We start from the raw sequence: 20,995 nt of genomic DNA, 5'->3' as shown, positions 1-20,995 counted from the left end.
TTCATAACACTGAGCCTGATTTGACTAACATCCTGAACCCAAAGTCTTCCGTATCTCTTCAGCCTGTCTTTGACGGCCATAACGATCTGCTGCTGCGTCTGTGGCTGCAGCCGTCTGCAGATACCGCCGTGGCTGATTTCCTTCATGGGTCGGCGAGGGGCCATCTTGATCTGCCACGTATGCGTCAGGGCGGTTTTGCTGGCGGTTTGTTCGCTGTTTTTGTGCCACCAGCTCAGTACGTTAAGCAGAATAATGCAGCTTATGATGAAGCGCAGCACAGCCCGTTAGCCATCACTGAAGCACAGATCGCCCTGCTGCAAAGAATTGCAGACCAGTCAGAGGGGATGGCCCGTCTCTGCCGTACCGTCGCTGAAATTGAACAGTGCCTCTTGCAAGGCGTGCTGGCGATGGTGTTACATATCGAAGGGGCTGAAGCGCTGGACGAAGAGTGCAGCCAGCTTGATAGCTGGGTCGCTGCCGGGCTGCGCAGCATCGGTCCGCTGTGGAATCTGCAAAACGTCTTCGGCACCGGAGTGACAGGTGATTTTCCCGGCTCGCCGGACAGGGGTGAAGGTCTGACGCCCGCCGGACTGAATCTGCTGCGGCTCTGCAATCAGAAGAGACTGCTGATCGACCTGTCTCATATGAATGAGAAAGCCTTCTGGCAGACCGCTCAACACAGCTCCGCACCGCTGATTGCCACCCACTCCAACGTGCATGCGCTGTGTCCGCAGCCGCGTAACCTCACCGCCCGTCAGCTGGCGGCCATTGCCGAAAGCGACGGCTTTGTGGGCGTGAACTTCGGCAATGCGTTTCTTCGTGCGGATGGCAAGCGTGACAGCGACACGCCGCTCGGCGAGATCGTCCGGCATCTGGATGGCCTGATGGACAAGCTGGGCGAAGATCGGATCGGCCTGGGATCGGATTTTGACGGCATCAGCGTACCCGCCGGGCTGGGCGATGTCGCCGGGCTGCCGCGGCTGATCGATGCAATGATTGCAGCGGGATATTCAGATCGGCTGATTGAAAAAATCTGCTGGCGCAACTGGTTACGGGTTCTGAAAAAAACATGGGGAGAATGAACCACCTGGAACGTTCAGGCATTTTTTCCACCCAAATCCCTGCCGAACACAGGGTTGATATCGATGTGACATAGGCGCAACATCTGCGCCGCCGAATCTTCGATATTTGACAATAAGCTGTTTACCTGCCGAACTTAAAGGCGGTTCTTTCGTTAACATCAAGAGGAACATGACTATGTGGACTAAACCTAAATTTGTTGATTTACGCTTAGGTCTGGAAGTTACGCTGTACATCTCTAACCGCTAATCCCCCATGCCCACGGCCAGCTGTGGGCATCTTCTTTTTCACCTGGTAAACACATGCAGATTAACGTTCTGGGTTCTGCGGCGGGCGGTGGTTTCCCTCAGTGGAACTGCAACTGCAGAAACTGTCAGGGGGTACGTAACGGCACCCTGAAAACTTCCGCGCGCACTCAGTCTTCCATCGCTATCAGCGATGACGGCATCGACTTTGTGCTGTGCAACGCTTCTCCGGACATTGCCCATCAGATAGCGGCCACGCCTGCGCTGAACAAAGAAGGCGTACTGCGCGGCACGGCGATTGGCTCTGTTATCCTGACCGACAGCCAGATCGATCACACTACCGGCCTGCTGAGCCTGCGCGAAGGCTGCCCGCATCAGGTGTGGTGCACGCCGGAAGTACATGATGACCTGACCACCGGCTTTCCGGTGTTCACCATGCTCAGCCACTGGAATGGCGGCCTCGTGCACCATGCCATCCAGCCTGGTGACCCCTTCTCCGTCGCCGTCTGTCCTGCCCTGAAGTTCACAGCGATCCCGCTGCTGAGCAATGCGCCGCCTTACTCGCAGTATCGTAACCGGCCGCTGCCGGGCCACAATGTAGCGCTGTTTATCGAAGATACCCGCAGCGGCAAGACGCTGCTGTATGCGCCAGGCCTGGGCGAACCGGACGGTGAGCTGTTGGGCTGGCTGCAAAAAGCCGACTGCCTGCTGATTGACGGCACGCTGTGGCAGGATAACGAGCTGGCTAACACCGGCGTAGGCCGCAATACCGGGCGGGATATGGGCCACCTGGCGCTGGCCGAAGAGCAGGGGCTGATGGCGCTGCTGACCTCGATGCCCGCTGAACGAAAAATCCTTATTCATATCAATAACACCAACCCGATCCTCGACGAAGAGTCGGCTGAGCGTCAGGCGCTGACGCGCGCCGGGATTGAAGTCAGCTGGGACGGAATGCAAATTGACCTTTAGCGAGATGAAGATGAAGCCAGACAATACTGTGGCAGAACCGATGACGCCAGAGGCGTTTGAACAGGCACTGCGCGCCCGGGGCGCTTATTACCACATCCATCACCCGTACCATATTGCGATGCACAAAGGCCAGGCCAACCGCCAGCAGATCCAGGGCTGGGTGGCAAACCGCTTCTATTATCAGACCAGCATCCCACTGAAAGACGCGGCGATTATGGCTAACTGTCCGGACCCGAAAACCCGCCGTAAGTGGGTACAGCGCATCCTCGACCATGACGGACACCAGGGCAGCGAGGGCGGTATTGAGGCCTGGCTGCGGCTGGGTGAAGCGGTGGGCCTGGATCGCGAGACGCTGCTGTCGGAACGGATGGTGTTACCTGGCGTGCGTTTCGCCGTGGATGCTTACGTCAACTTTGCCCGCCGCGCTGTCTGGCAGGAAGCGGCCTGCAGCTCGCTGACTGAGCTGTTTGCCCCGCAGATCCACCAGTCACGCCTGGACAGCTGGCCACAGCACTACAAATGGATTGAAGCGGAAGGCTATGGCTATTTCCGCAGCCGTCTGAGCCAGGCCAACCGCGACGTCGAGCACGGTCTGGCGCTGGCAAAAGAGTACTGCACCAGCGTGGAGAAACAGCAGCGGATGTTGCAAATCTTGCAGTTCAAGTTGGATATTCTGTGGAGCATGCTGGATTCGATGACCATGGCTTACGAACTGCACCGCCCGCCTTACCACACCGTGACCGACCAGCCGGTCTGGCACCATGAGAGACTGTTGTAATGGACATTAACAACCAGCACATCCCGGTATTTCGCCGGGGTTATCGCCTGCAGTGGGAGCCGACTCAGGATTGCCACGTGATCCTCTATCCCGAAGGCATGGCTAAACTGAATGAAAGCGCCACTGCAATACTGCAACGGGTGGATGGGGTTCGCTCTGTTGCCGCGCTGATTGCCGAACTGAACACGGAGTTTCCGGATGCCGGTGGCGTGGACGACGATGTGAAAGAGTTCTTCGGCCAGGCTTTTGAACAAAAGTGGATAATCTTCCGTGAACCTGCTTAAACCTCAGGTCAATCCGCCGCTGTGGCTGCTGGCGGAGCTGACTTACCGCTGTCCGCTGCAGTGTCCTTACTGCTCTAACCCGCTGGATTTTGCGCAGCAGGAGAACGAGCTGAGCACGGAGCAGTGGATCGAAGTCTTCAGGCAGGCACGCCAGATGGGCGCCGTACAGTTGGGCTTTTCCGGCGGCGAACCGCTGGTGCGCAAAGATCTGCCGGAGCTGATCCGTGCCGCGCGCGATCTGGGTTTTTACACCAACCTGATCACCTCCGGTATTGGCCTGACTGAGAAGAAGATCGATATCTTTGCCGAAGCGGGTCTGGATCATATTCAGATCAGCTTCCAGGCCAGTGATGAGACACTGAACGCCGCGCTGGCGGGATCGCAAAAAGCCTTCCAGCAAAAGCTGGCGATGGCCAAAGCGGTGAAAGCCCACGGCTACCCGATGGTGCTGAACTTTGTGCTTCACCGGCATAACATTAATCAGATCGATCGCATTATCGATCTGGCAATCGAGCTGGAAGCCGATGACGTTGAGCTGGCGACCTGTCAGTTCTACGGCTGGGCGCAGCTGAACCGTGAAGGCCTGCTGCCCACCCGCGAGCAGATTGCCAGTGCCGAAGCGGTGGTGAAGCGCTACCGTGAGAAGATGAGCGCCACCAGCAATCTGGCCAACCTGCTGTTCGTCACTCCGGATTACTATGAAGAACGGCCAAAAGGCTGCATGGGCGGCTGGGGAGCGATCTTCCTGAACGTGACGCCGGAAGGCATGGCCCTGCCCTGCCACAGCGCACGCCAGCTGCCGGTACAGTTCCCGTCGGTGCTGGAGAACACGCTGCAGGAAATCTGGTATGACTCTTTTGGCTTCAACAAGTATCGCGGCTTCGACTGGATGCCGGAACCCTGCCGTTCCTGCTCCGAAAAGGAGAAGGATTATGGCGGCTGCCGCTGTCAGGCCTTTATGCTGACCGGCAATGCAGATAATGCCGACCCGGTATGCAGCAAGTCGCCGCATCATGGCAAGATCCTCGAAGCACGCAAACAGGCCAACTGCACCAATATCCAGATCGATCAGCTGCAGTTCCGTAACCGCGTTAACTCTCAGTTGATCTTCAAGGTCTGAAGCCATGTCCGGGAGCATGCAGGAACAGCAGCACCTCCGGCTTAAAAACGGATTAAGGGTCACATTGATCCACGATCCGCAGGCCACACAGGCAGCGGCACTGATCCAACTGGCGGCGGGAAGCCACCAGGAGCCAGGGAAGTGGCCGGGGCTGGCTCACCTGCTTGAACACGTATTGTTTGCCGGAAGCCACGACTACCAGGGCGAACAGCGTCTGATGGCCTGGGCTCCGGCACAGGGTGCCCGGCTGAATGCCACCACGCTGGCGAATCAGACGGCATGGTTTTTTGAGGTCGCGGCCCCAAAGCTGGCTGACGGGCTGCGCAGGCTGGCCGATATGCTGGCAAAGCCGTTGCTGGCTGAAGAAGCCGTGACGCAGGAAGTGGCGGTCATTGAGGCAGAATACCGCATGCTGACCAGCCACAGCGACACGCTGTGTGAAGCGGCGCTCAGTCAGGCTTTTGTCGCCCCTCACGCTTTCGCTGATTTTCACGTTGGCAATCAGGCGCGTTTTGGCAACGATATGCCCGCATTACGTCAGGCTTTGCTGGCATATCATCAGCGTTACTTTCACCCTCAGAATCTGCAATTGTGGCTTCACGGCCCGCAATCGCTGACGACGCTGGCGGCTCTGGCAGAAGAGCTGGGACAGCACTTTGCCACGGAAAAAGCTGCATCAGAAATTGGCACGGTCCCCAACACTACTCAGGCACAGCAAGGCAAGGAACCTCAGACCGTGGCTGAAATTCAGTCTGGATTCACTCTTTCCCTGCGTCCGGAACGTACATTTGCGCTGCAAAGTTCAAACACTGAACAGCTGATGCTGAGCTTCCCTGTAACGGCAATGGCAGCTACACAGCTGTCTCTGCTGCAGGAGCTGTTGACTGACAAAGCCACCAGCAGCTTGCTTGCCACCTTACAAGAGCAGGGATTGTGTGATGATATCCGGTTGCTGGAACCCTACCGCAGCCCGCAGCAATCGCTGCTGAGCGTGGTGTTTCAGCTCAGCGAAGCCAGCCCTGAACAGGGTGCCGCTGTTGAAGCGCTGTTCTGCCGCTGGCTCCAACTGCTGCACGGCATTACGCAGCAGCAACTGATTCACTATGACAGCCTGGCGCAGCATGGGTTTGCCCGCCAGCCTCCTCTTGACCAGGTGCGCGCACGGGCCTTTGGCTTCCCGCCGGATGGGCTCCATAATGAAGCGTGGCTTACTCTGCTGGCTCAGCTTGAGCCGGAAAATATGACCCGTCTGTGGGTCAGCCCGCAGGTCAATTTGCCCGTCAACATCGCCCAGGGTTTCACGCTGAAATCTGGCCCGATTGACTGGCCTGCCATGCCGTCAGGTCCATGGCCGCAGATGGCCTTTTATCAGCCCGACGCGGAGCTGCTCCTGCCCGCTCTCCCCGCTGCGGCAGCGGCAATAAAGGCTGTTCCAGCCACGGGTGACGCAACCCTGCTGTTAAGTCCGGTTCCCGGCCTGCGGCTGGAAGAGCGCAAAGCAGCGATAATGAAAGCCGCTTTGTCTCCCCTCATCGCAGAATGCCGGCACCGCGGCGGCGAGCTGAACTTTTCGCAGCAGCAGGGGAGCTGGCTACTCCAGCTCAGCGGCGGCAGGGAATTGCTGTTGTACAGCCTGGATAAAATGCTGACCGTCCTGAACACCCACACTGAGGCTGCGACAGTCCAGGGTGAGCGACTATACCGGCAAACTCAGCAGGCGCTTTTTAACGATTTTGCGGTCCGCTGCCTGCTGAACCGGCTGCCGCTGGTTATTCAGCCCTCAGCGGCTGATTTGCATAACGCAGCCACTGACTCAGGCAAAGAGGGAATGAATACAGCGACATCACAGGAGGCGCTGACCGGCACCGTATGGCAGGCGGCTCTTTATGGTGGTGACGAGGCTCTGCATCAGGATCTGGCCCGCCTGCTGTCGCGTTTTCCCGCAGAGTTGCAGGACAACCAGATGAAACGGGAACCTGCCCTGCCGGACCTGAAGGACAACACTTTTGCCACGCAAAGCAGCGATGCGGCAGTCATCGTCTTCTGTCCGCTGCCAGAGATTAATCTGTTAACACTGGCTGCATGGCAGGTACTGGCTGCCCTGTATGAACCGCAATTTTTCCAGAGGTTACGGGTTGAGAAAAATATCGGCTATGTGGTCAGCTGCCGCTTTCACCGTACCGCCGGTCAGGCTGGTATATTATTTGCGCTGCAATCTCCGACCTTGCAAACAGCAGATCTTTACCGTCATATCGACTCTTTTGTTAACGGGATGGAAGACGTTGTCCACGCAGTGACTCCGGAACAGCTGCAGGAAGCAATCCTCTCTCTGCAGAACGCCTGTCCCGTACACCCCGTCAGCAGCCCGGCAAAATGTGTTGAGCACTGGCTCCACCAGCAACTGAATCTGCCGCCGTTAACCCGGGAAGTTTATGACCAGCTCAGGCCAGAACATCTTCACCAGGCGCAGCGTTATTTAAGCAAAAATCCTGACCGCTGCTGGCACCTGAACAACACATCCGCCCCCTCTCATCGCTGAGTCTTAATAAGAACGCCTTGCTTTGGAATATCCTGTTCATTTCCGGACGCTGATAAATACCCCGTGAATAATATTATTAATCGCAGAAAGGAGGTGATCATCCTCTTTTTGTTCACAATAATTTGATTATCACCGTGGTTAACAGAATAGCGATTTTCGTACGAGAAATATATTCCTTAACGAGACTGCCATTGCCCTTTAAATAAAAAGAAACCGATTACAGAATTATATTCTGTTTTCATATTTGCGAGTGACATCACATTCTTATCCTGTTATAGCTAGAGTGGATCTGAAATAACAGAGAGCAGTGCCAACAGAAGTTCTGTCGCATCCATCCTCGCTACCCTACTGATTTTAATACATTACCAGGCAAGGATAATTATGACAGCTTTAAAAAAAGAACCCGATAATCATCAGGACCCACGTCTGACAGCAGCCGCTAATAATGAAAAGACTTCCGCAAGTTCGCCCAGTGAAATTATCCCTTTCCTGAGCGCAGAGGCCTTTTTATTAACAGCAACGATGATCTCCGCCATTGCCGGTTTTCTCTATGGTTATGATACCGGAATTATCTCCGGCGCGCTGCTGCAAATAAGCCACGATTTTTCCCTGTCACCGCATGCACAGGAACTGGTGACCAGTGCCATTCTGGTGGGTGCCGTTATTGGTGCACTGACCTGCGGTAAACTTTCTGGCGTGCTCGGCCGTCGCTACACGGTGATGATCGTTGCGGGAATTTTTGCCGCAGGCGTTATCGCTTCAGGCATATCTCCCAGCGCGACCTGGCTGGGCGTTGCCCGTCTGGTGCTGGGCTTTGCCGTCGGCGGCGCTTCGCAGATCGTGCCGGTCTATATCGCAGAGCTGGCCCCGGCTGAAAAGCGCGGCCGCCTGGTGACATTTTTCAATATATCCATCGGTATCGGCATCCTGACTGCCGCACTGGTCGGCACCTTTATGCAGGATATCTGGTCGTGGCGCGTGATGTTTTCCGTCGCGGCTATCCCTGCGCTGATCCTGCTGCTGGGGATGATCCGTTTACCGGAAAGCCCACGCTGGCTGGTCAGTAAAAAACGCCTGAAAGAAGCCCATATCGCGCTGGATATGGTACGGGAAACCGAGAGTGAAGTCCGCAGAGAGATCCGTGCGATCCAGCGGGTGCACGATAAAGTCGAACGTAAGTCCCGTGGCGGCTGGAAAGATCTGAAACAGCCGTGGCTGCGTCCGGCGCTGTTGGTCGGACTGGGGATCGCCGCGTTTACCCAGCTCTCCGGTATTGAGATGATGATTTACTACACGCCAACGCTGCTGACCAATGCAGGTTTCAGCCGTGATGCTGCCCTGCACTCCGCACTGGGTATTGCGGCTATCTATCTGGTGCTGACGGTGATCGGCAAGCTGGTTATTGACCATGTGGGCCGCCGCACATTAACGCTGTGGATGATGCCGGGAGCGATTATCAGCCTGATCCTGCTGGGAGCCGTGTTCCGCATGCCGGGTGGCGTCAGCCATCACAGTTATCTGATCGTGACCTGCCTGTTCGGCTTTATGATCTTTAACTCTGGCGGGATCCAGGTAATTGGCTGGCTGATCGGATCGGAAGTTTACCCGCTGGGGATCCGTGAAAAAGCCAGCAGCCTGCATGCGGCGATGCTGTGGGGCTCGAACCTGCTCCTCACCGCCACGGCGCTCTCCACGGTTAACCTGCTGGGGATTGGCGGCGCGATGTGGTTCTATGCCCTGCTTAACCTGCTCGGCTTCCTGTTTATCTTCTTTATGATGCCGGAAACCAAAGGCCGCTCGCTGGAAGAGATTGAAACCTCGCTGAAAGAGGGCAATTTTTATCCACGCGGAGAACAGCAGTACAAGCAGGTTTCCCGCCAATAATTATTCCGCCCCGGCATCAGTCGGGGCGCTCTTCTTAAAGTTCCCGCCACTCTCTACCGATAACCATCTTACCGGTCCCCCCCCTACACAGAGTTCGCACCATGATTAAAAATATGAAGGTCGTCACCAGCATTGTCATCATGCTGATTGTTTTCAGTGGGCTGCTGTTAATCTCCAGCGGGCTCTCTTTTAATGCCATTAACCAGGACAAAAACAACTTTATCCGCGCCAGCTATCTGACCCGTCAGCAGGGCCAGCTCAGCGATACCTGGCAAACGCTGGTGAAAACGCGGGTCACCATTAACCGGGTTGCCATCCGCCTGCTTAAAAAGCAGACCGATGCCGCTTCCCAGGCGGCAATTGCGCAATTGCTGTCCACCGCTTCCGCTACGCTGGACGATGCGGCTCAGCATTTTTCTCTTTATAAAAATTCCCCGGCACTGGCCGGACAGAGCAACGAACTCAGCAGCAGCGTTGCCAGTCATTATCAACAAATGTACGACACCCTGAAAATGTCGATACAGTATCTTGGCGCCAACAACTACGAAGCCTATGGCAACCTGGATGCGCAGAAAGCGCAGGACGATCTCGAAGCCAGCTACAACCAGTGGCGTAAACAGAACGCCGGGCTGCTTGCCGTTGGCATGGATGAAAACCAGCAGGGCTACAGTCATATGGTCTGGACCCTGGGCGGGGTGGTGATCATGCTGCTGCTGCTTGTTGCCGTCGTCTGGGCCGTGATTAAAGGCGTGCTGCTGGCCCCACTGAAGCAGGTAATGGCACATATTCAGGGTATCGCGGCGGGCGATCTCTCGGCCACGCTGGTGGTAGAGGGCCGCAGCGAAATGGCCTTGCTGGCAACGAATCTGACGCAGATGCAGCAGGCGCTGATCGTCACCGTCGGCCACGTTCGTGACAGCTCTACTGCTATCTACAGCGGTGCCAGTGAAATTTCCATGGGCAACAACGATTTGTCTGCGCGCACCGAACAACAGGCCGCCTCGCTGGAGCAGACTGCAGCCAGCATGGAAGAGCTGACCGCAACGGTTAAGCAGAACGCCGAAAACGCCCGTCAGGCCTCACAGCTGGCGAAGAGCGCTTCCGAAACGGCAGAGAAAGGCGGTCAGGTGGTGGATGGCGTGGTAAAAACCATGACTGAGATTGCCGACAGTTCGCGGAAAATTGCCGATATTACCAGCGTGATTGACGGGATCGCCTTCCAGACAAACATTCTGGCCCTCAACGCGGCAGTGGAAGCTGCCCGTGCCGGTGAGCAGGGCAGAGGATTTGCCGTGGTAGCGGGTGAAGTGCGTAATCTGGCCCAGCGGAGCGCGCAGGCTGCGAAAGAGATCAAAACGCTGATTGAAGCCTCGGTCAGCCGCGTCAATGCCGGTTCCCTGCAGGTGACCACCGCCGGGGAGACCATGAACGATATTGTCGGTGCCGTGGTCCGCGTGACCGATATCATGGGCGAAATTTCCTCCGCCTCGGATGAGCAAAGCCGGGGTATCGACCAGATTGGTCAGGCCGTCACAGAAATGGATCGCGTAACCCAGCAGAACGCCTCGCTGGTACAGGAGTCAGCCGCCGCTTCCGCTTCGCTGGAAGAGCAGGCCAGCCGCCTGTCTCAGGCCGTGGCGGTGTTCAAAATTGGCACCCGCAGCGTTGCGCCTGCCGTGAGCAATGTGGTCACCACAGTACCGAAGCCGCTCATCACGCCGCGCAAAGCCGCAGTGGCCGATGAAGGCAACTGGGAAACGTTCTGATTTGAGCCCCCCTGTTGCCGCAGGGCGGTGATTATGCCGGAGCCTGCGTTCCACCGAGCGCAGGCAACACTTCCCGCATCTGATCCAGAAATTTACGCAGTCTGGCAGGATAAAAACGCGCCCACGGGTAGACCAGATACACCGGCAACGGCTGCGCGTGCCAGTCCGGAAAGAGATGCAGCAGCTGGCCTGCGGCAATGTCTTCCTTCACTACCCAGGATGAGGCGATCCCCACTCCCATCCCCGCCAGTACGCTGTTTCGTAGCGCATACAGGCTGTCGGTAAATAATCTCGGGCGGATGTCGATCTGCAGCGTCTCTCCTGCAGCACTGCTCAGCAGCACCTGCTGACGATAGAATGTGCTTAACGCCACCCACGGCAGATCCGACAATTCTGCAGGATCATCCGGGACCGTTCGCCCGGCAAACAGCTCCGGCACGGCCACCACAATTCGCGGAACTTCCGCTACCAGTAACGCTACCACCGAGGGATCGGTTATCGCGCCCACATGTACTGCACAGTCAATACCCTCGGCAATAAAGTCCGGCCGCCGGTCACTGAGCATCCACTCCACGGTCATCTTCGGATAGCGCCGCAGATACTCCTGCAGCGGCGCAATCATCTGGTCCTGACCAAATGCATGAGGAACCAGCACCCTTAATACCCCTCTGGGCTCCTCGGTAGCCCCACGCAGATCGTCTTCGATTTTGCGCCAGCTCTCAATCAGCGCCTGCGCATGAGCAAAACAGCGCTCGCCATCCTCAGTCAGTTTCATCACGTGGGTGGTGCGCTGGACCAGTCTCAGGCCAAGCAGCCGCTCCAGCGACTGTAAACGGCGGCTGATGGTGGGCTGAGTGGTATTCAGACGCACGGCGGCGGCAGACAAACTGCCCGCTTCCACAATGCGAATAAACGTTTGCATCAACTCTATACGGTCAATGCCTGACAGCTGCGAATCTTTCATGCGCAAAGCGTATAACAGTTTTACCGTACAGGCAACTACCGCTTTCCAGTTATTGCGGTAAAAATGTGATCATATTCTCATTTAAATCCAGAGACCCTCTCCATGACACAGACAATCGAACGGCCTGTTGCAGGAAGCACCGTTCTGATGCTCGCCACCGGTGCGGGTTTCAGCGTGGCCTCCCTTTATTACAGTCAGCCAATGCTGGGGATTTTAGTCAACGAGCTGCATGCCGCCGTAACCACCGTGGGGCTGGTCCCGACGCTTACCCAGATTGGCTATGCTCTGGGGATCCTGTTGCTCGCCCCACTGGGTGACCGCCATGACCGGCGGCAGATTATTTCGCTGAAAGGGGTGATATTAACTCTGGCACTGCTGCTCAGCGCTTTCAGCGGTGGCATCGGCATGCTGCTTACCGCCAGCCTTGCCGTGGGAATTGCGGCAACCATGGCGCAGGATATCGTGCCAGCCTCCGCCATGCTCGCTCCCGCCGCGCAGCGGGGCAAAACCGTCGGAACAGTGATGACCGGGCTGCTGCTGGGTATTCTGCTCTCTCGCGTGCTGAGCGGTTTTGTGGCGGAATACTTTGGCTGGCGCACAATGTTCTTCACTGCTGCAGTGATGGTGGCAGGGATCACGCTCATCCTGAGCAGGCTGCCCTCCATCCCACCGGCAACCACCATGAGTTATCCGGCGCTGCTGGCCTCAATGCGTCATCTGTGGCGCGATTATGCTCCTCTGCGTCGCGCAACTCTGGCGCAGGGGCTGCTGTCAGTGGGTTTCAGTGCCTTCTGGTCAACGCTGGCAGTGATGCTGCATGACACCTATCAGTTGGGCAGCGCCACTGCCGGAACCTTCGGTCTGGCCGGGGCTGCAGGTGCGCTGGCTGCACCGCTGGCAGGCTCGCTGGCCGACCGTCGCGGCCCGGAGCGGGTCACCCGCATTGGCACCACTTTAGCCACCGTGTCGTTTGCGCTGATGTTCATGCTGCCGCTGCTGCCTGCGCCTTACCAGCTGGCGTTGATCGTTGTCTCCGCTATTGGCTTTGATTTTGGCGTCCAGTCGACCCTGGTATCGCACCAGTCGATTATCTTCAGTCTTGAACCCGCAGCCCGCAGCCGGTTGAACGCGCTGATGTTTACCGGAGTGTTTATCGGCATGGCGCTGGGTTCAGCACTTGGTAGCGCCATCCTTGAACACGCAGGCTGGCAGGGCGTGGCAATCCTGCTGACGGTAAGCGGTTTTGCCAGCATGATGGTGCGCATGAGGGGAAAAATAACCCCTGCGGCAGACCGCCAGCCCTCAGCTGAGTAGCGACGGATGCCGGAAAGCGCCTGGCTTTCCGGTGCCTGCAGACCAAATTTTACGCTCAGCGCTAACAGCAGGAGCAGGAGCAGGACTATGCGGCATCAGTCCGCTCTTTTTTTCAGATAGCGTGTTGGCCAGATGTTTTCCGGCTTTTCATTCAGTGCCGCAGCGATTAACTTTTCCCCTTTAGGCCACGGACGACGCAGTGCATTAGCCAGAGTAGACGATGCCAACCCGCAATCCCGGGATAATGCAGACAACGTGGTTCCTTTTTTTCGCAGTCCCGCAATTATATCTGCGGGATGCCAGTCCTTTGTACTCATAATTCATCTCAGTATTAGTCTAAAAAAAGATCCTGATTGTGGACTATGAGTCACTATTATTCCAAGACACTTTTCAAATGTGACTGATAGTCCGTGGACTAATAGACTTCAAAACGCAATGCTGAGCGCATGGAAAAATTGCATACTACAAAAATCCTTTTTGGAAAAAGGGTGAAATTTCTCAGACTGCAGGCGGGCTTGTCGCAGGAAGCATTTGCGCATAAATGCGGACTTGATCGCACCTATGTCAGTGGAATTGAAAGAGGTTTACGTAATCCGACGCTGGAAGTGATCGCCATTCTGGCCGACGGATTAGGTATTGAAATTAAAAATCTGATTGAATTTTAAATAGCCTGTCATAACAAACAATCAAAAAACAAATCTGATAAATCCCATAAATTCCAAAACAAATGAACAATAACTCTCTAATAAAAAATGAAATGGCCACCTGTAATCCCGCCCACAAAATTCCTTATCACTGTTGCAATCTCAAACATGCCTGAGAGAGCTTAAAAGGGCCGGTTCTTAATTCATCAACCGGCTCGTTTAAATATCATCAACGAAAAAGCTGAGCGGTAGAGTGGCCGCTCAGCTTTCTTTCGGCTAAAAACCGTAGCGGATAGCGTCTTTGCTTTGCTGCATCAGACCATCAATTTTGACCGAATAGAGTTCAACTCCCGCGCTATCGCCCGTTTGTGAGCATTCACGACGTTTGGCATTGTAAGCCTTCATCAGCTGCGCCTGGGCAAAACCGGGTTTGCCATAACACTCGACGCTTTTTTCCCAGCAGAGGATCGCACTGTCGGTCTGCTGCTGCTCCTGATACTGTTTGCCCAGCTCGTTGAGGGCAGTGGCACACTCTTTTGCCGGAAGCCCCTGCTGGATAATCTCTGCAATTGCCTGATCCATAACGTCTCCTTAATGGAAGAAGTTGAGTATGTGCCCGAATATCAGCCCGACACTGATCACATCCGAGTCACTGAAGGTCACGTTGGACATACCGTACTGGCCCAGCAGCGGCAGCAACAGCGCCGGCAGCAGGGTGATAAACAGCCCATGGAATACACCGCCGATAATCGCGCCACGACGGCCGCCAACAGCATTGGCAAAAATACCCGCCGTACCGCCAGCAAAGAAGTTAGTCAGCATACCCGGCAGGATCATCGCCAGCCCCACCCACGGGAACAGGAACATGCCAATCACCGAGCCAATGGTAGTGGAGATAAAGCCGATAATGACCGCGTTTGGCGCATAGGGAAACAGCACCGGGCAGTCGAGCGCCGGAACGGCATTAGGCACGATGCGCAGCGCGATACCCCGGAACGCCGGAACGATTTCGGCCAGCAGCAGACGAACACCGGACAGCAGGACATAGACACCGACCACAAACTGAATCGCCTGCAGGAAGGAGTAAACCAGATAGTTTACGCCGTTAGAGGACGCCGCCACCACTTCCGGACCCGCCGCAATGGCCGGGATCAGATAGATCGGGATCATCACTACCATCATCGACAGGTAAGTATCCTGCAGGAAAGAGAGCGCCTGCGGCAGCTCCAGATCCTCGGTACTTTTGCTGGCATCCCCGGTTACCTTCGCCACGCCAGCCTGCACGATGTAGCCGACGGTACAGAAATGCCCAAGCGCGATATCGTCGCCACCGGTAATTTTACGCACGATTGGCTGTGCCAGCGCAGGCATAAAGACCGCCATCAGACCGGCAATAACCCCGCCCAGCACGATCAGCTCGACGCCGCGTAAGCCGCCCATATAGCCGATCACCGAACAGACGGTTGCCATCCACAACGAGGCCTGCCCGGTCAGGAAAATATATTTGAAGCGGGTGAAACGGGCGATGGCAATATTAACAATAAAGGCAATAACCATAATTAACGCCGTCTCACGCCCCAACGTTTGCTGTGCTATCCCGGCGATAGATCCCACATCGGTCACCACACCGCGCATATTGAAGCCTTTCTGGAATATTTCCCCCAGGAAGGTTAAGGTCGCCACAATAATGTTGGCACCGGCCAGTAACACTAAAAAGCCCAGCAGCGTTTTCAGCGTACCGGTGATCACCTGACCGGGACTTTTCTTCAATGAAATCAGGCCAATCATCGCAATCAATGAGATCAGTATTGATGCCTGCCCGAGTACGTCGTGTACAATAAAGGTAAGGAAAGACATAGAGAGTCCCCTGTTTTCTTCCACAGTAAACGGATAAATTAATAAAAAAATTAATTCAGATAGCCTTTTTCTTTTAGGATCGGTTCCAGCTTGGTTTTGATTTCATTTTTATCGACCAGCCGTTTGAGATAAATAATGGTCGAATTAATGGTGTAGTGCTGAAACTGCGAGCGGAAGTTTTCACCGGTCATAATAATATCGGCCCGGGAGGACGTCGCGCTGGAGATATCACAGTGGGATAAATCCGCATCGACACCCAGATCTTTCAGGGCGGCTTCAATGCTCATTTCACAGGCGAAGCTGCTGCCCAGCCCGGCCCCGCAAACTGCAAGAATAGATAACTTTTTCATCAGGTATTCCTTAGTTGATCATCTGTAGGTTTCTTGCCGCTACCACTAAATGCGGATCTAATTGCCGTTTCTCTTTTGCGATCTCCCGCAGCGGCACGCTCAGCGTTCTGCCCCTCGCCATCCCGATCGCGACTCCTGTGTTTCCCTCCCGCACCGCCTGCAGCACAGAGTGACCCAATGCCACGGCGGCCAGCCGATCTTCCACCACCGGGATCGCTGCACGCTGACAGTAACCCGGCAGCGTATGCCGCACCGGCGCATCCAGCGCGGCAGCAATCTGTTGACCCAATGCCAGAGATCCTCCCTGACTCCCCACTACCGCCTTGCTGGCTGCACTGCCTTCCGCGCAAACCACAATTCCATAGCCATAAGGCCCGGCCATGCATCCCTTCAGCCTGGTGAGCAACCACAGCCAGTCAACCGGATGCTCCGGCAGGATCACCGCGTGTGCCGCACCTGCCAGTGCTCCACTGAGCGCGACATGCCCGCTTTCCGCACCAAACGCTTCCAGCATATAAATGCGTCCCGGCATGTTATGAGCCGTGCCGTGCAGCTGATCCAGCGCCTGAGTGACCACGGCCACCGCGCTGCCAAAACCCAGCGTGTACTCCGTGTAACCAATGTCGTTGTCAATCGTCATCGGTAACAGCAGCGTTGGCTGGCCCTCTTCATTCAGCAGATTTGCCGCCTGCAGCGAGCCGCCACCGCCAAAGACCACCAGCACATCAATCGCCAGACTCTTCAGCCGCTGACGAATTTGCCGCCGACCTTCGGCCTGCCAGGGCAGCTGACTGCGGGCGCTGCGCAACAAATTGCGGTTGCTGGCAACGGCCTCCCTCACCTGCTCCGGCATCAGGGTAAAAGCGTCCTGCTGCACAATGCCGTCATAGCCTCCATGAAATGCCACTACTGCATAATTATCCTGCTGGATAAGCGGTAAAATGGCCGAATTAATCCCTGCGGCATCTCCGCCGCTGGCAATAATAGCGATTCTTTTCATGATGACTCACATTCAGAACTGGCCAAGAATAGCCAATACGTCCTGCTTAGTTCGGGCATTTCTTAATTTCACAACCGTTTCTTCTTCACAAAAAAGCTGTGAGAGACTGGCAATCATTTCAATATGAGAATGACTGTCAACGGCGGCCAGAGCGAACACAACATAAACCGGATCATTGTCAGGACTATTAAAACTTACCCCTTCTGAAATAATCAGGAGAGACAGTGCCGTCTTAATTACGCCTTCCTCTGGTCTGGCATGAGGCATCGCAATGCCCTCGCCTAAAACATAATAAGGACCTATTTCCCGATGCATATCATAAATCGCTTGCAGGTAGCGTGGCTCTACGTCACCGGCCTCAACCATCGGTTGGAGCGCCAGCGACACGGCCTGCTGCCAGTCTTCAACATATGTTCGCATATTTAGATTAGTTTCATTAATCCAGTCAGTCAGCATAGTCATCCTTATATTAAAATCAGGCGTTTATTTAATATACTTACCGGACGTAAATAAAAACGTGATCTACTTACCCATTTGAAAATTAAATAAAACATTTTCGATGTCGAAAGGGCAATTAATTTACTATAACCACTGTATCTCGCTGGTTATAAAACAAAACCAGCACGGAGAATATTAATAAATAAATTTATTTAGGATGTTTCTTACTCACTATTTCAGTGAGAAACTAATTATTTATAATTAATTGTTGATAACACCTCGCGGGTCCAATTCAGTAAATTATTGGGTTCCGCTGTTTTGGTCTGATCGGCAATATAAACAGGCCCCAGTCGCATCGGCTCAGCACGTTCTGCCAGTGCAATCAGTTCCGGGATATACTCCGCACCCGGATGACCAGGCAAGCGATTTGCCAGTCGCGACTCATACCGCTGAGCGGCCAGTTCACCAGGAAGCTGGCACCAGATCTCCGCCACCGCAGTCACCTGCGCTTCATGCAGAAAACTGACCAGGTTCTCTTTTGGCTGGAAGCCAAACCAGGCATCAACAATAAAGGTACAACCCTGCGGGGCGTTGGCAATCACAGACCAGATGGCCTGATAGCTGGCGATGCCGAGACGACGGTTCAGCGCGCGATCCACATGCTCAAGCTGGCGCATAAAAGGCTCCTTGATCCCGTCAACAGACAGGATGGGCCAGCCTGTCGCTGTTGCCAGCTCTCTGGCTATGCTGCTTTTACCCGAGGCGGGGATGCCATTCACCATCACCACGCGCTTGCCATTACGCAAGACGTTACTCTGGCTTGCCAGTTGCCCTTCAGACATTCACCTGCTCCTCGCGGGTTGCTGATTGTTGTTCCGATGGAGAGAAATACTTTCCGATTACCGCCTGAATCTCTCTCAACCTTGGCACCGCTAAGGTTTCCAGTTTTTCCCGCGTCACGTTACGATCCAGCGAAATGCAGTCTTTCCATAATGCCCTGCCGGCAATGACTCCGGAAGCCCCGTTGCTCATTGCATCGGCGACCTGTCCGAGGAAGGTGGTGTGGTCAACACCCGCTGACAGCACGGCCCACGGCACCTCGCCAGCCAGTTCAGTAATGGCAGCACAGTCTTTTGCCGATCCCGGATAAGGAATTTTCAGCACTTTCGCACCGCATTCCAGCGACAGTTTGGTGCCTTCGAAAATCAGGGAAGGAACTTTACTTTTATAGTCGGCATCGCTTTCCCCTTCCAGTGGATAGGTCAGGAACTCCACCACCAGCAGCAGATCTTCGCGGGCAAAGTCTTCCACACAGTGGCGGAGAATAGCCAGATTATGTTCGTTAGCCTCCGGACGGTCGGCACGCAGATAGACCATGATTTTGCCGCCATTGCCACCCAGCTCTCTGACGCGGCGGGCATTAATGCCCTCTACCAGGCGCGAGTTGCGATACCCCTCCGGAGTGGTGTCCCAGCCAGAGGCATCCAGTCCGATCAACAGCGCGGTATCGCGGGCGATGACACCGTCGTCCACCAGGTCAGGCACGGCACAAACCGGATCGACCAGCACGCAGGAAGCCTGGCTTGCAAGATATTGCGTGATATCCGCCTTGATGCGGCCCAGTTGCTTTTCAGAAATCGCTTTCTGCTGCTCAGTGTCGGAAGTGAGTAAGCTGCGCATCGCGCCACGCTGGTCGCAGGCGATAACTAACATCGCGCCATTGCGGCCGCAAATTTGCTGATAACCACGCAGTTCTGAAGTGGACATGTGTGACATTTGTTTCTCCCAGGTTCTGTTTTCAGGTTTTAAAACACGGTTACTGCCTCTTTTCTCTTGCTGCCGTTCCGTCTCCCCGGCGGTGCCAACAAGGCCGTCAACATGGCGTCCTGTCAGGGTTTTTGCCGGGTTTACGCATTGCAATTTAACGGTTGTTGCGCAATAATCCCCCAATCGATGAACTGAGTGTAATACATTGCAGAAAGGAATTTCAAGCTGAAAGAACCTCTTTTACAAGACGCCGCTACCACGCGGGCGATGATGCATATGGTGGCAAAGCTGCACTATCAGTCAGATATGGCGCAGGTCGACATTGCCAAAAAGTTAGGGGTGTCCACCGCCACAATCTCGCGTCTGCTGAATAAGGCCCGGCAGGCGGGGATCGTGCGCATTGAGGTGGTCGAACTCACTTCTCCGGAAGAGATCACCGCCGATCTTATTCAGCGCCTGGGGCTGAAAAACGCTGCGGTTGTCGAGCCGCCGCCGACCAACGTGCTGGGATCGCTGGCCACGCCGCTGGCCGGATTGCTGCAGCAGTCGGGGCTGACTGCCGGTTCAGTGGTAGGGATAGGCTGGGGACGTGCCGTGCGTGAAGTGACCATGGCTGGCCTGCCGCGCTTGCCTGGCGTGCTGACAGTGGCGCTGAACGGCGGAATGCAGCAGGCGGCAGCGCATTTCCAGATCAACGAGTTTGTGCGCCAGGCTGCAGAGCTGATGGGCGGGATGCCGCATTTCCTGCATGCTCCGTACATTTCCTCGCCAATGCTGCGCGATGCGTTCCTGTGCGATCCGGGCGTGCAGCAAATTATTTCACTGTGGGATAACCTCGACGTGGCGATTGTTGGCGTCGGGCTGACGCACACTCCGGCTCCGGCGGAAACCACTACCGCAACCGCGGATGAGCAGGCGCTGAGCCATGCCGCAGGGGATGTGCTGCGCCACTATGTGACGGAAGAGGGCGAGATCCTGCACTGGGAAGGCGAGGAAGGAATGATTGCCGCCTCTCCTGCCCAGCTGCGCAACACGCCGCTGACCATTGGCGTTGCCGCCACCCCAGAGAAAGCCGCCGGGATTATTGGTGCTGTCCGCTCGGGGATGATCAATTCGCTGGTCACCGATGTGAAAACGGCTCAGGCCATTCTCGATCGCCTGATGGTGGAATAAATCTGTTCCTCTCCCTTATGGGGGAGGAAAAATATCGTCTCCATATGAGTTTATTTATTTTTTTATAATATATCCCCCCATTCAATAATAAGAATGGTTATCAAAACCATTTAAAAAATGGAATAATTCAGATTACGGCGATAATAATTATCACTTATCTTTCATAACGTTAAGCTCAACAAATTCTGCATAAAAAAACAGGTAAACGGTTTTTATTTTTGCAACAGCCGTGCATAATACGTACAACTATTTTTTATAAATACCTGCTTAATTATGGAGCTGCTATGCTGACCACCGACATGACCGCAAAGCTGAACGACCAGTTAAATCTTGAATTCTTCTCCGCCAATCTTTATTTACAGATGAGTGCCTGGTGTGCCGATAAAGGTTTTGAAGGCGCAGCCGCGTTCCTGCGTGAGCACTCTGTAGAAGAGATGCAGCACATGCAGCGCCTGTTTAACTACCTGAGCGACACCGGAGCCATGCCGGTTCTGGGCACCATCGCCGCTCCGCCAGTGACCTTTAACTCACTTAACGAAGTGCTGGAGCAGGCTTACCAGCACGAGCAGCTGATCACCGTCAAAATTAACGAACTGGTGCACGCAGCAATGACCACGCAGGACTACTCCACCTTTAATTTCCTGCAGTGGTATGTGGCTGAGCAGCACGAAGAAGAGAAGCTGTTCAAATCAGTACTGGATAAACTGGCTCTGGTGGGTAACAGCGGCGAAGCGCTGTTCTTCGTGGATAAAGATCTGATGAAGATGAGCACCGGCAGCGATCCACAGGTTTAAGAAACCGGCACGCTGGCTTATTGACGGTG

The 20,995-nt window shown here is 55.1% G+C and carries 22 protein-coding genes; 13 read left to right on the top strand and 9 right to left on the bottom strand.

The window, feature by feature from the left end:
* Window positions 1-20 precede the first annotated feature (20 nt).
* The 9 genes from GSQ70_RS22515 (at window position 21) to GSQ70_RS22475 (ending at window position 10,665) form a co-directional block, all read left to right on the top strand.
* A complete protein-coding gene (locus GSQ70_RS22515) occupies window positions 21-1,082 on the top strand; it encodes a dipeptidase (RefSeq protein WP_233268444.1) in 1,062 nt (353 codons plus the stop codon).
* 175 nt (window positions 1,083-1,257) lie between these two features.
* Window positions 1,258-1,329 (top strand): pyrroloquinoline quinone precursor peptide PqqA, encoded by a 72-nt coding sequence (pqqA, locus tag GSQ70_RS22510; protein WP_071822147.1) that lies wholly within the window; start codon window positions 1,258-1,260, stop codon window positions 1,327-1,329.
* 53 nt (window positions 1,330-1,382) lie between these two features.
* On the top strand, window positions 1,383-2,294 hold the full coding sequence (gene pqqB / locus GSQ70_RS22505) for a pyrroloquinoline quinone biosynthesis protein PqqB (protein ID WP_158784590.1): 912 nt from the start codon (window positions 1,383-1,385) through the stop codon (window positions 2,292-2,294).
* Window positions 2,295-2,322: 28 nt separating this feature from the next.
* Window positions 2,323-3,072, top strand: a complete 750-nt coding sequence (gene pqqC, locus GSQ70_RS22500) for a pyrroloquinoline-quinone synthase PqqC (RefSeq protein WP_199257349.1) — start codon at window positions 2,323-2,325, stop codon at window positions 3,070-3,072.
* Window positions 3,072-3,356: a pyrroloquinoline quinone biosynthesis peptide chaperone PqqD gene (gene pqqD / locus GSQ70_RS22495; protein ID WP_158784589.1), complete on the top strand. Its 285-nt coding sequence runs from the start codon at window positions 3,072-3,074 to the stop codon at window positions 3,354-3,356. The genes pqqC and pqqD overlap by 1 nt, the downstream gene beginning before the upstream one ends.
* Window positions 3,343-4,476, top strand: coding sequence for a pyrroloquinoline quinone biosynthesis protein PqqE (gene pqqE, locus GSQ70_RS22490; protein WP_158784588.1), 1,134 nt, complete (start codon window positions 3,343-3,345; stop codon window positions 4,474-4,476). Before pqqD ends, pqqE begins: the two co-directional genes overlap by 14 nt.
* A 4-nt stretch (window positions 4,477-4,480) precedes the next feature.
* Window positions 4,481-7,015 carry a pyrroloquinoline quinone biosynthesis protein PqqF gene (pqqF, locus tag GSQ70_RS22485; protein ID WP_158784587.1) on the top strand — a complete coding sequence of 845 codons (2,535 nt, stop codon included), beginning with the start codon at window positions 4,481-4,483 and terminating at the stop codon, window positions 7,013-7,015.
* Between the two features lie 381 nt (window positions 7,016-7,396).
* Window positions 7,397-8,899 carry a sugar porter family MFS transporter gene (locus tag GSQ70_RS22480; RefSeq protein WP_158784586.1) on the top strand — a complete coding sequence of 501 codons (1,503 nt, stop codon included), beginning with the start codon at window positions 7,397-7,399 and terminating at the stop codon, window positions 8,897-8,899.
* A gap of 101 nt (window positions 8,900-9,000) precedes the next feature.
* Window positions 9,001-10,665, top strand: a complete 1,665-nt coding sequence (locus GSQ70_RS22475; protein WP_304623059.1) for a methyl-accepting chemotaxis protein — start codon at window positions 9,001-9,003, stop codon at window positions 10,663-10,665.
* 31 nt (window positions 10,666-10,696) lie between these two features.
* Here GSQ70_RS22475 and GSQ70_RS22470 read toward each other — a convergent pair whose 3' ends face one another.
* Entirely contained in the window at window positions 10,697-11,629 is a 933-nt protein-coding gene (locus tag GSQ70_RS22470; protein ID WP_158784585.1) for a LysR family transcriptional regulator, read from the bottom strand.
* A 102-nt stretch (window positions 11,630-11,731) separates the two neighbouring features.
* On the opposite strand from GSQ70_RS22470, the gene GSQ70_RS22465 reads away from it, so the two are divergent.
* Window positions 11,732-12,943: an MFS transporter gene (locus GSQ70_RS22465; RefSeq protein ID WP_233268443.1), complete on the top strand. Its 1,212-nt coding sequence runs from the start codon at window positions 11,732-11,734 to the stop codon at window positions 12,941-12,943.
* Window positions 12,944-13,038: 95 nt separating this feature from the next.
* Here the strand turns inward: GSQ70_RS22465 and GSQ70_RS22460 are convergent, their stop codons facing one another.
* A complete protein-coding gene (locus GSQ70_RS22460; RefSeq protein WP_158784584.1) occupies window positions 13,039-13,260 on the bottom strand; it encodes a helix-turn-helix transcriptional regulator in 222 nt (73 codons plus the stop codon).
* A gap of 129 nt (window positions 13,261-13,389) precedes the next feature.
* Between GSQ70_RS22460 and GSQ70_RS22455 the strand changes: the two genes are divergently transcribed.
* Window positions 13,390-13,608: a helix-turn-helix domain-containing protein gene (locus tag GSQ70_RS22455; RefSeq protein WP_158784583.1), complete on the top strand. Its 219-nt coding sequence runs from the start codon at window positions 13,390-13,392 to the stop codon at window positions 13,606-13,608.
* 255 nt (window positions 13,609-13,863) lie between these two features.
* Here the strand turns inward: GSQ70_RS22455 and GSQ70_RS22450 are convergent, their stop codons facing one another.
* The 7 genes from GSQ70_RS22450 to GSQ70_RS22420 all read right to left on the bottom strand — a co-directional run bounded on the left by GSQ70_RS22450 (window position 13,864) and on the right by GSQ70_RS22420 (window position 19,008).
* Window positions 13,864-14,169 carry a hypothetical protein gene (locus tag GSQ70_RS22450; RefSeq protein ID WP_158784582.1) on the bottom strand — a complete coding sequence of 102 codons (306 nt, stop codon included), beginning with the start codon at window positions 14,167-14,169 and terminating at the stop codon, window positions 13,864-13,866.
* A gap of 9 nt (window positions 14,170-14,178) precedes the next feature.
* Window positions 14,179-15,444, bottom strand: coding sequence for a PTS sugar transporter subunit IIC (locus GSQ70_RS22445; RefSeq protein ID WP_158784581.1), 1,266 nt, complete (start codon window positions 15,442-15,444; stop codon window positions 14,179-14,181).
* Window positions 15,445-15,494: 50 nt separating this feature from the next.
* Window positions 15,495-15,794: a PTS sugar transporter subunit IIB gene (locus GSQ70_RS22440; RefSeq protein ID WP_034890987.1), complete on the bottom strand. Its 300-nt coding sequence runs from the start codon at window positions 15,792-15,794 to the stop codon at window positions 15,495-15,497.
* Between the two features lie 10 nt (window positions 15,795-15,804).
* Window positions 15,805-16,794: a 6-phosphofructokinase gene (locus tag GSQ70_RS22435; protein ID WP_158784580.1), complete on the bottom strand. Its 990-nt coding sequence runs from the start codon at window positions 16,792-16,794 to the stop codon at window positions 15,805-15,807.
* Between the two features lie 12 nt (window positions 16,795-16,806).
* Window positions 16,807-17,250 carry a PTS sugar transporter subunit IIA gene (locus GSQ70_RS22430; RefSeq protein ID WP_158784579.1) on the bottom strand — a complete coding sequence of 148 codons (444 nt, stop codon included), beginning with the start codon at window positions 17,248-17,250 and terminating at the stop codon, window positions 16,807-16,809.
* A gap of 233 nt (window positions 17,251-17,483) precedes the next feature.
* Window positions 17,484-18,074, bottom strand: a complete 591-nt coding sequence (locus GSQ70_RS22425) for an AAA family ATPase (protein ID WP_158784578.1) — start codon at window positions 18,072-18,074, stop codon at window positions 17,484-17,486.
* Complete coding sequence (locus tag GSQ70_RS22420; protein WP_158784577.1) at window positions 18,067-19,008, bottom strand: tagatose-bisphosphate aldolase; 942 nt, start codon at window positions 19,006-19,008, stop codon at window positions 18,067-18,069. The genes GSQ70_RS22425 and GSQ70_RS22420 overlap by 8 nt, the downstream gene beginning before the upstream one ends.
* A gap of 267 nt (window positions 19,009-19,275) precedes the next feature.
* Here GSQ70_RS22420 and GSQ70_RS22415 point away from each other — a divergent pair, with 267 nt between their 5' ends.
* Together GSQ70_RS22415 and ftnA are read left to right on the top strand one after the other, a co-directional pair.
* On the top strand, window positions 19,276-20,172 hold the full coding sequence (locus GSQ70_RS22415; protein WP_158784576.1) for a sugar-binding transcriptional regulator: 897 nt from the start codon (window positions 19,276-19,278) through the stop codon (window positions 20,170-20,172).
* Between the two features lie 284 nt (window positions 20,173-20,456).
* Window positions 20,457-20,966, top strand: coding sequence for a non-heme ferritin (gene ftnA / locus GSQ70_RS22410; protein WP_158784575.1), 510 nt, complete (start codon window positions 20,457-20,459; stop codon window positions 20,964-20,966).
* Window positions 20,967-20,995: the final 29 nt, after the last annotated feature.

It is taken from the genome of Pantoea sp. BAV 3049, from assembly GCF_009765445.1.
Taxonomy (GTDB): domain Bacteria; phylum Pseudomonadota; class Gammaproteobacteria; order Enterobacterales; family Enterobacteriaceae; genus Erwinia.
The sequence above is the reverse complement of the archived record's forward strand: the minus strand, read 5'-3'. Positions and strand labels throughout refer to the sequence as shown.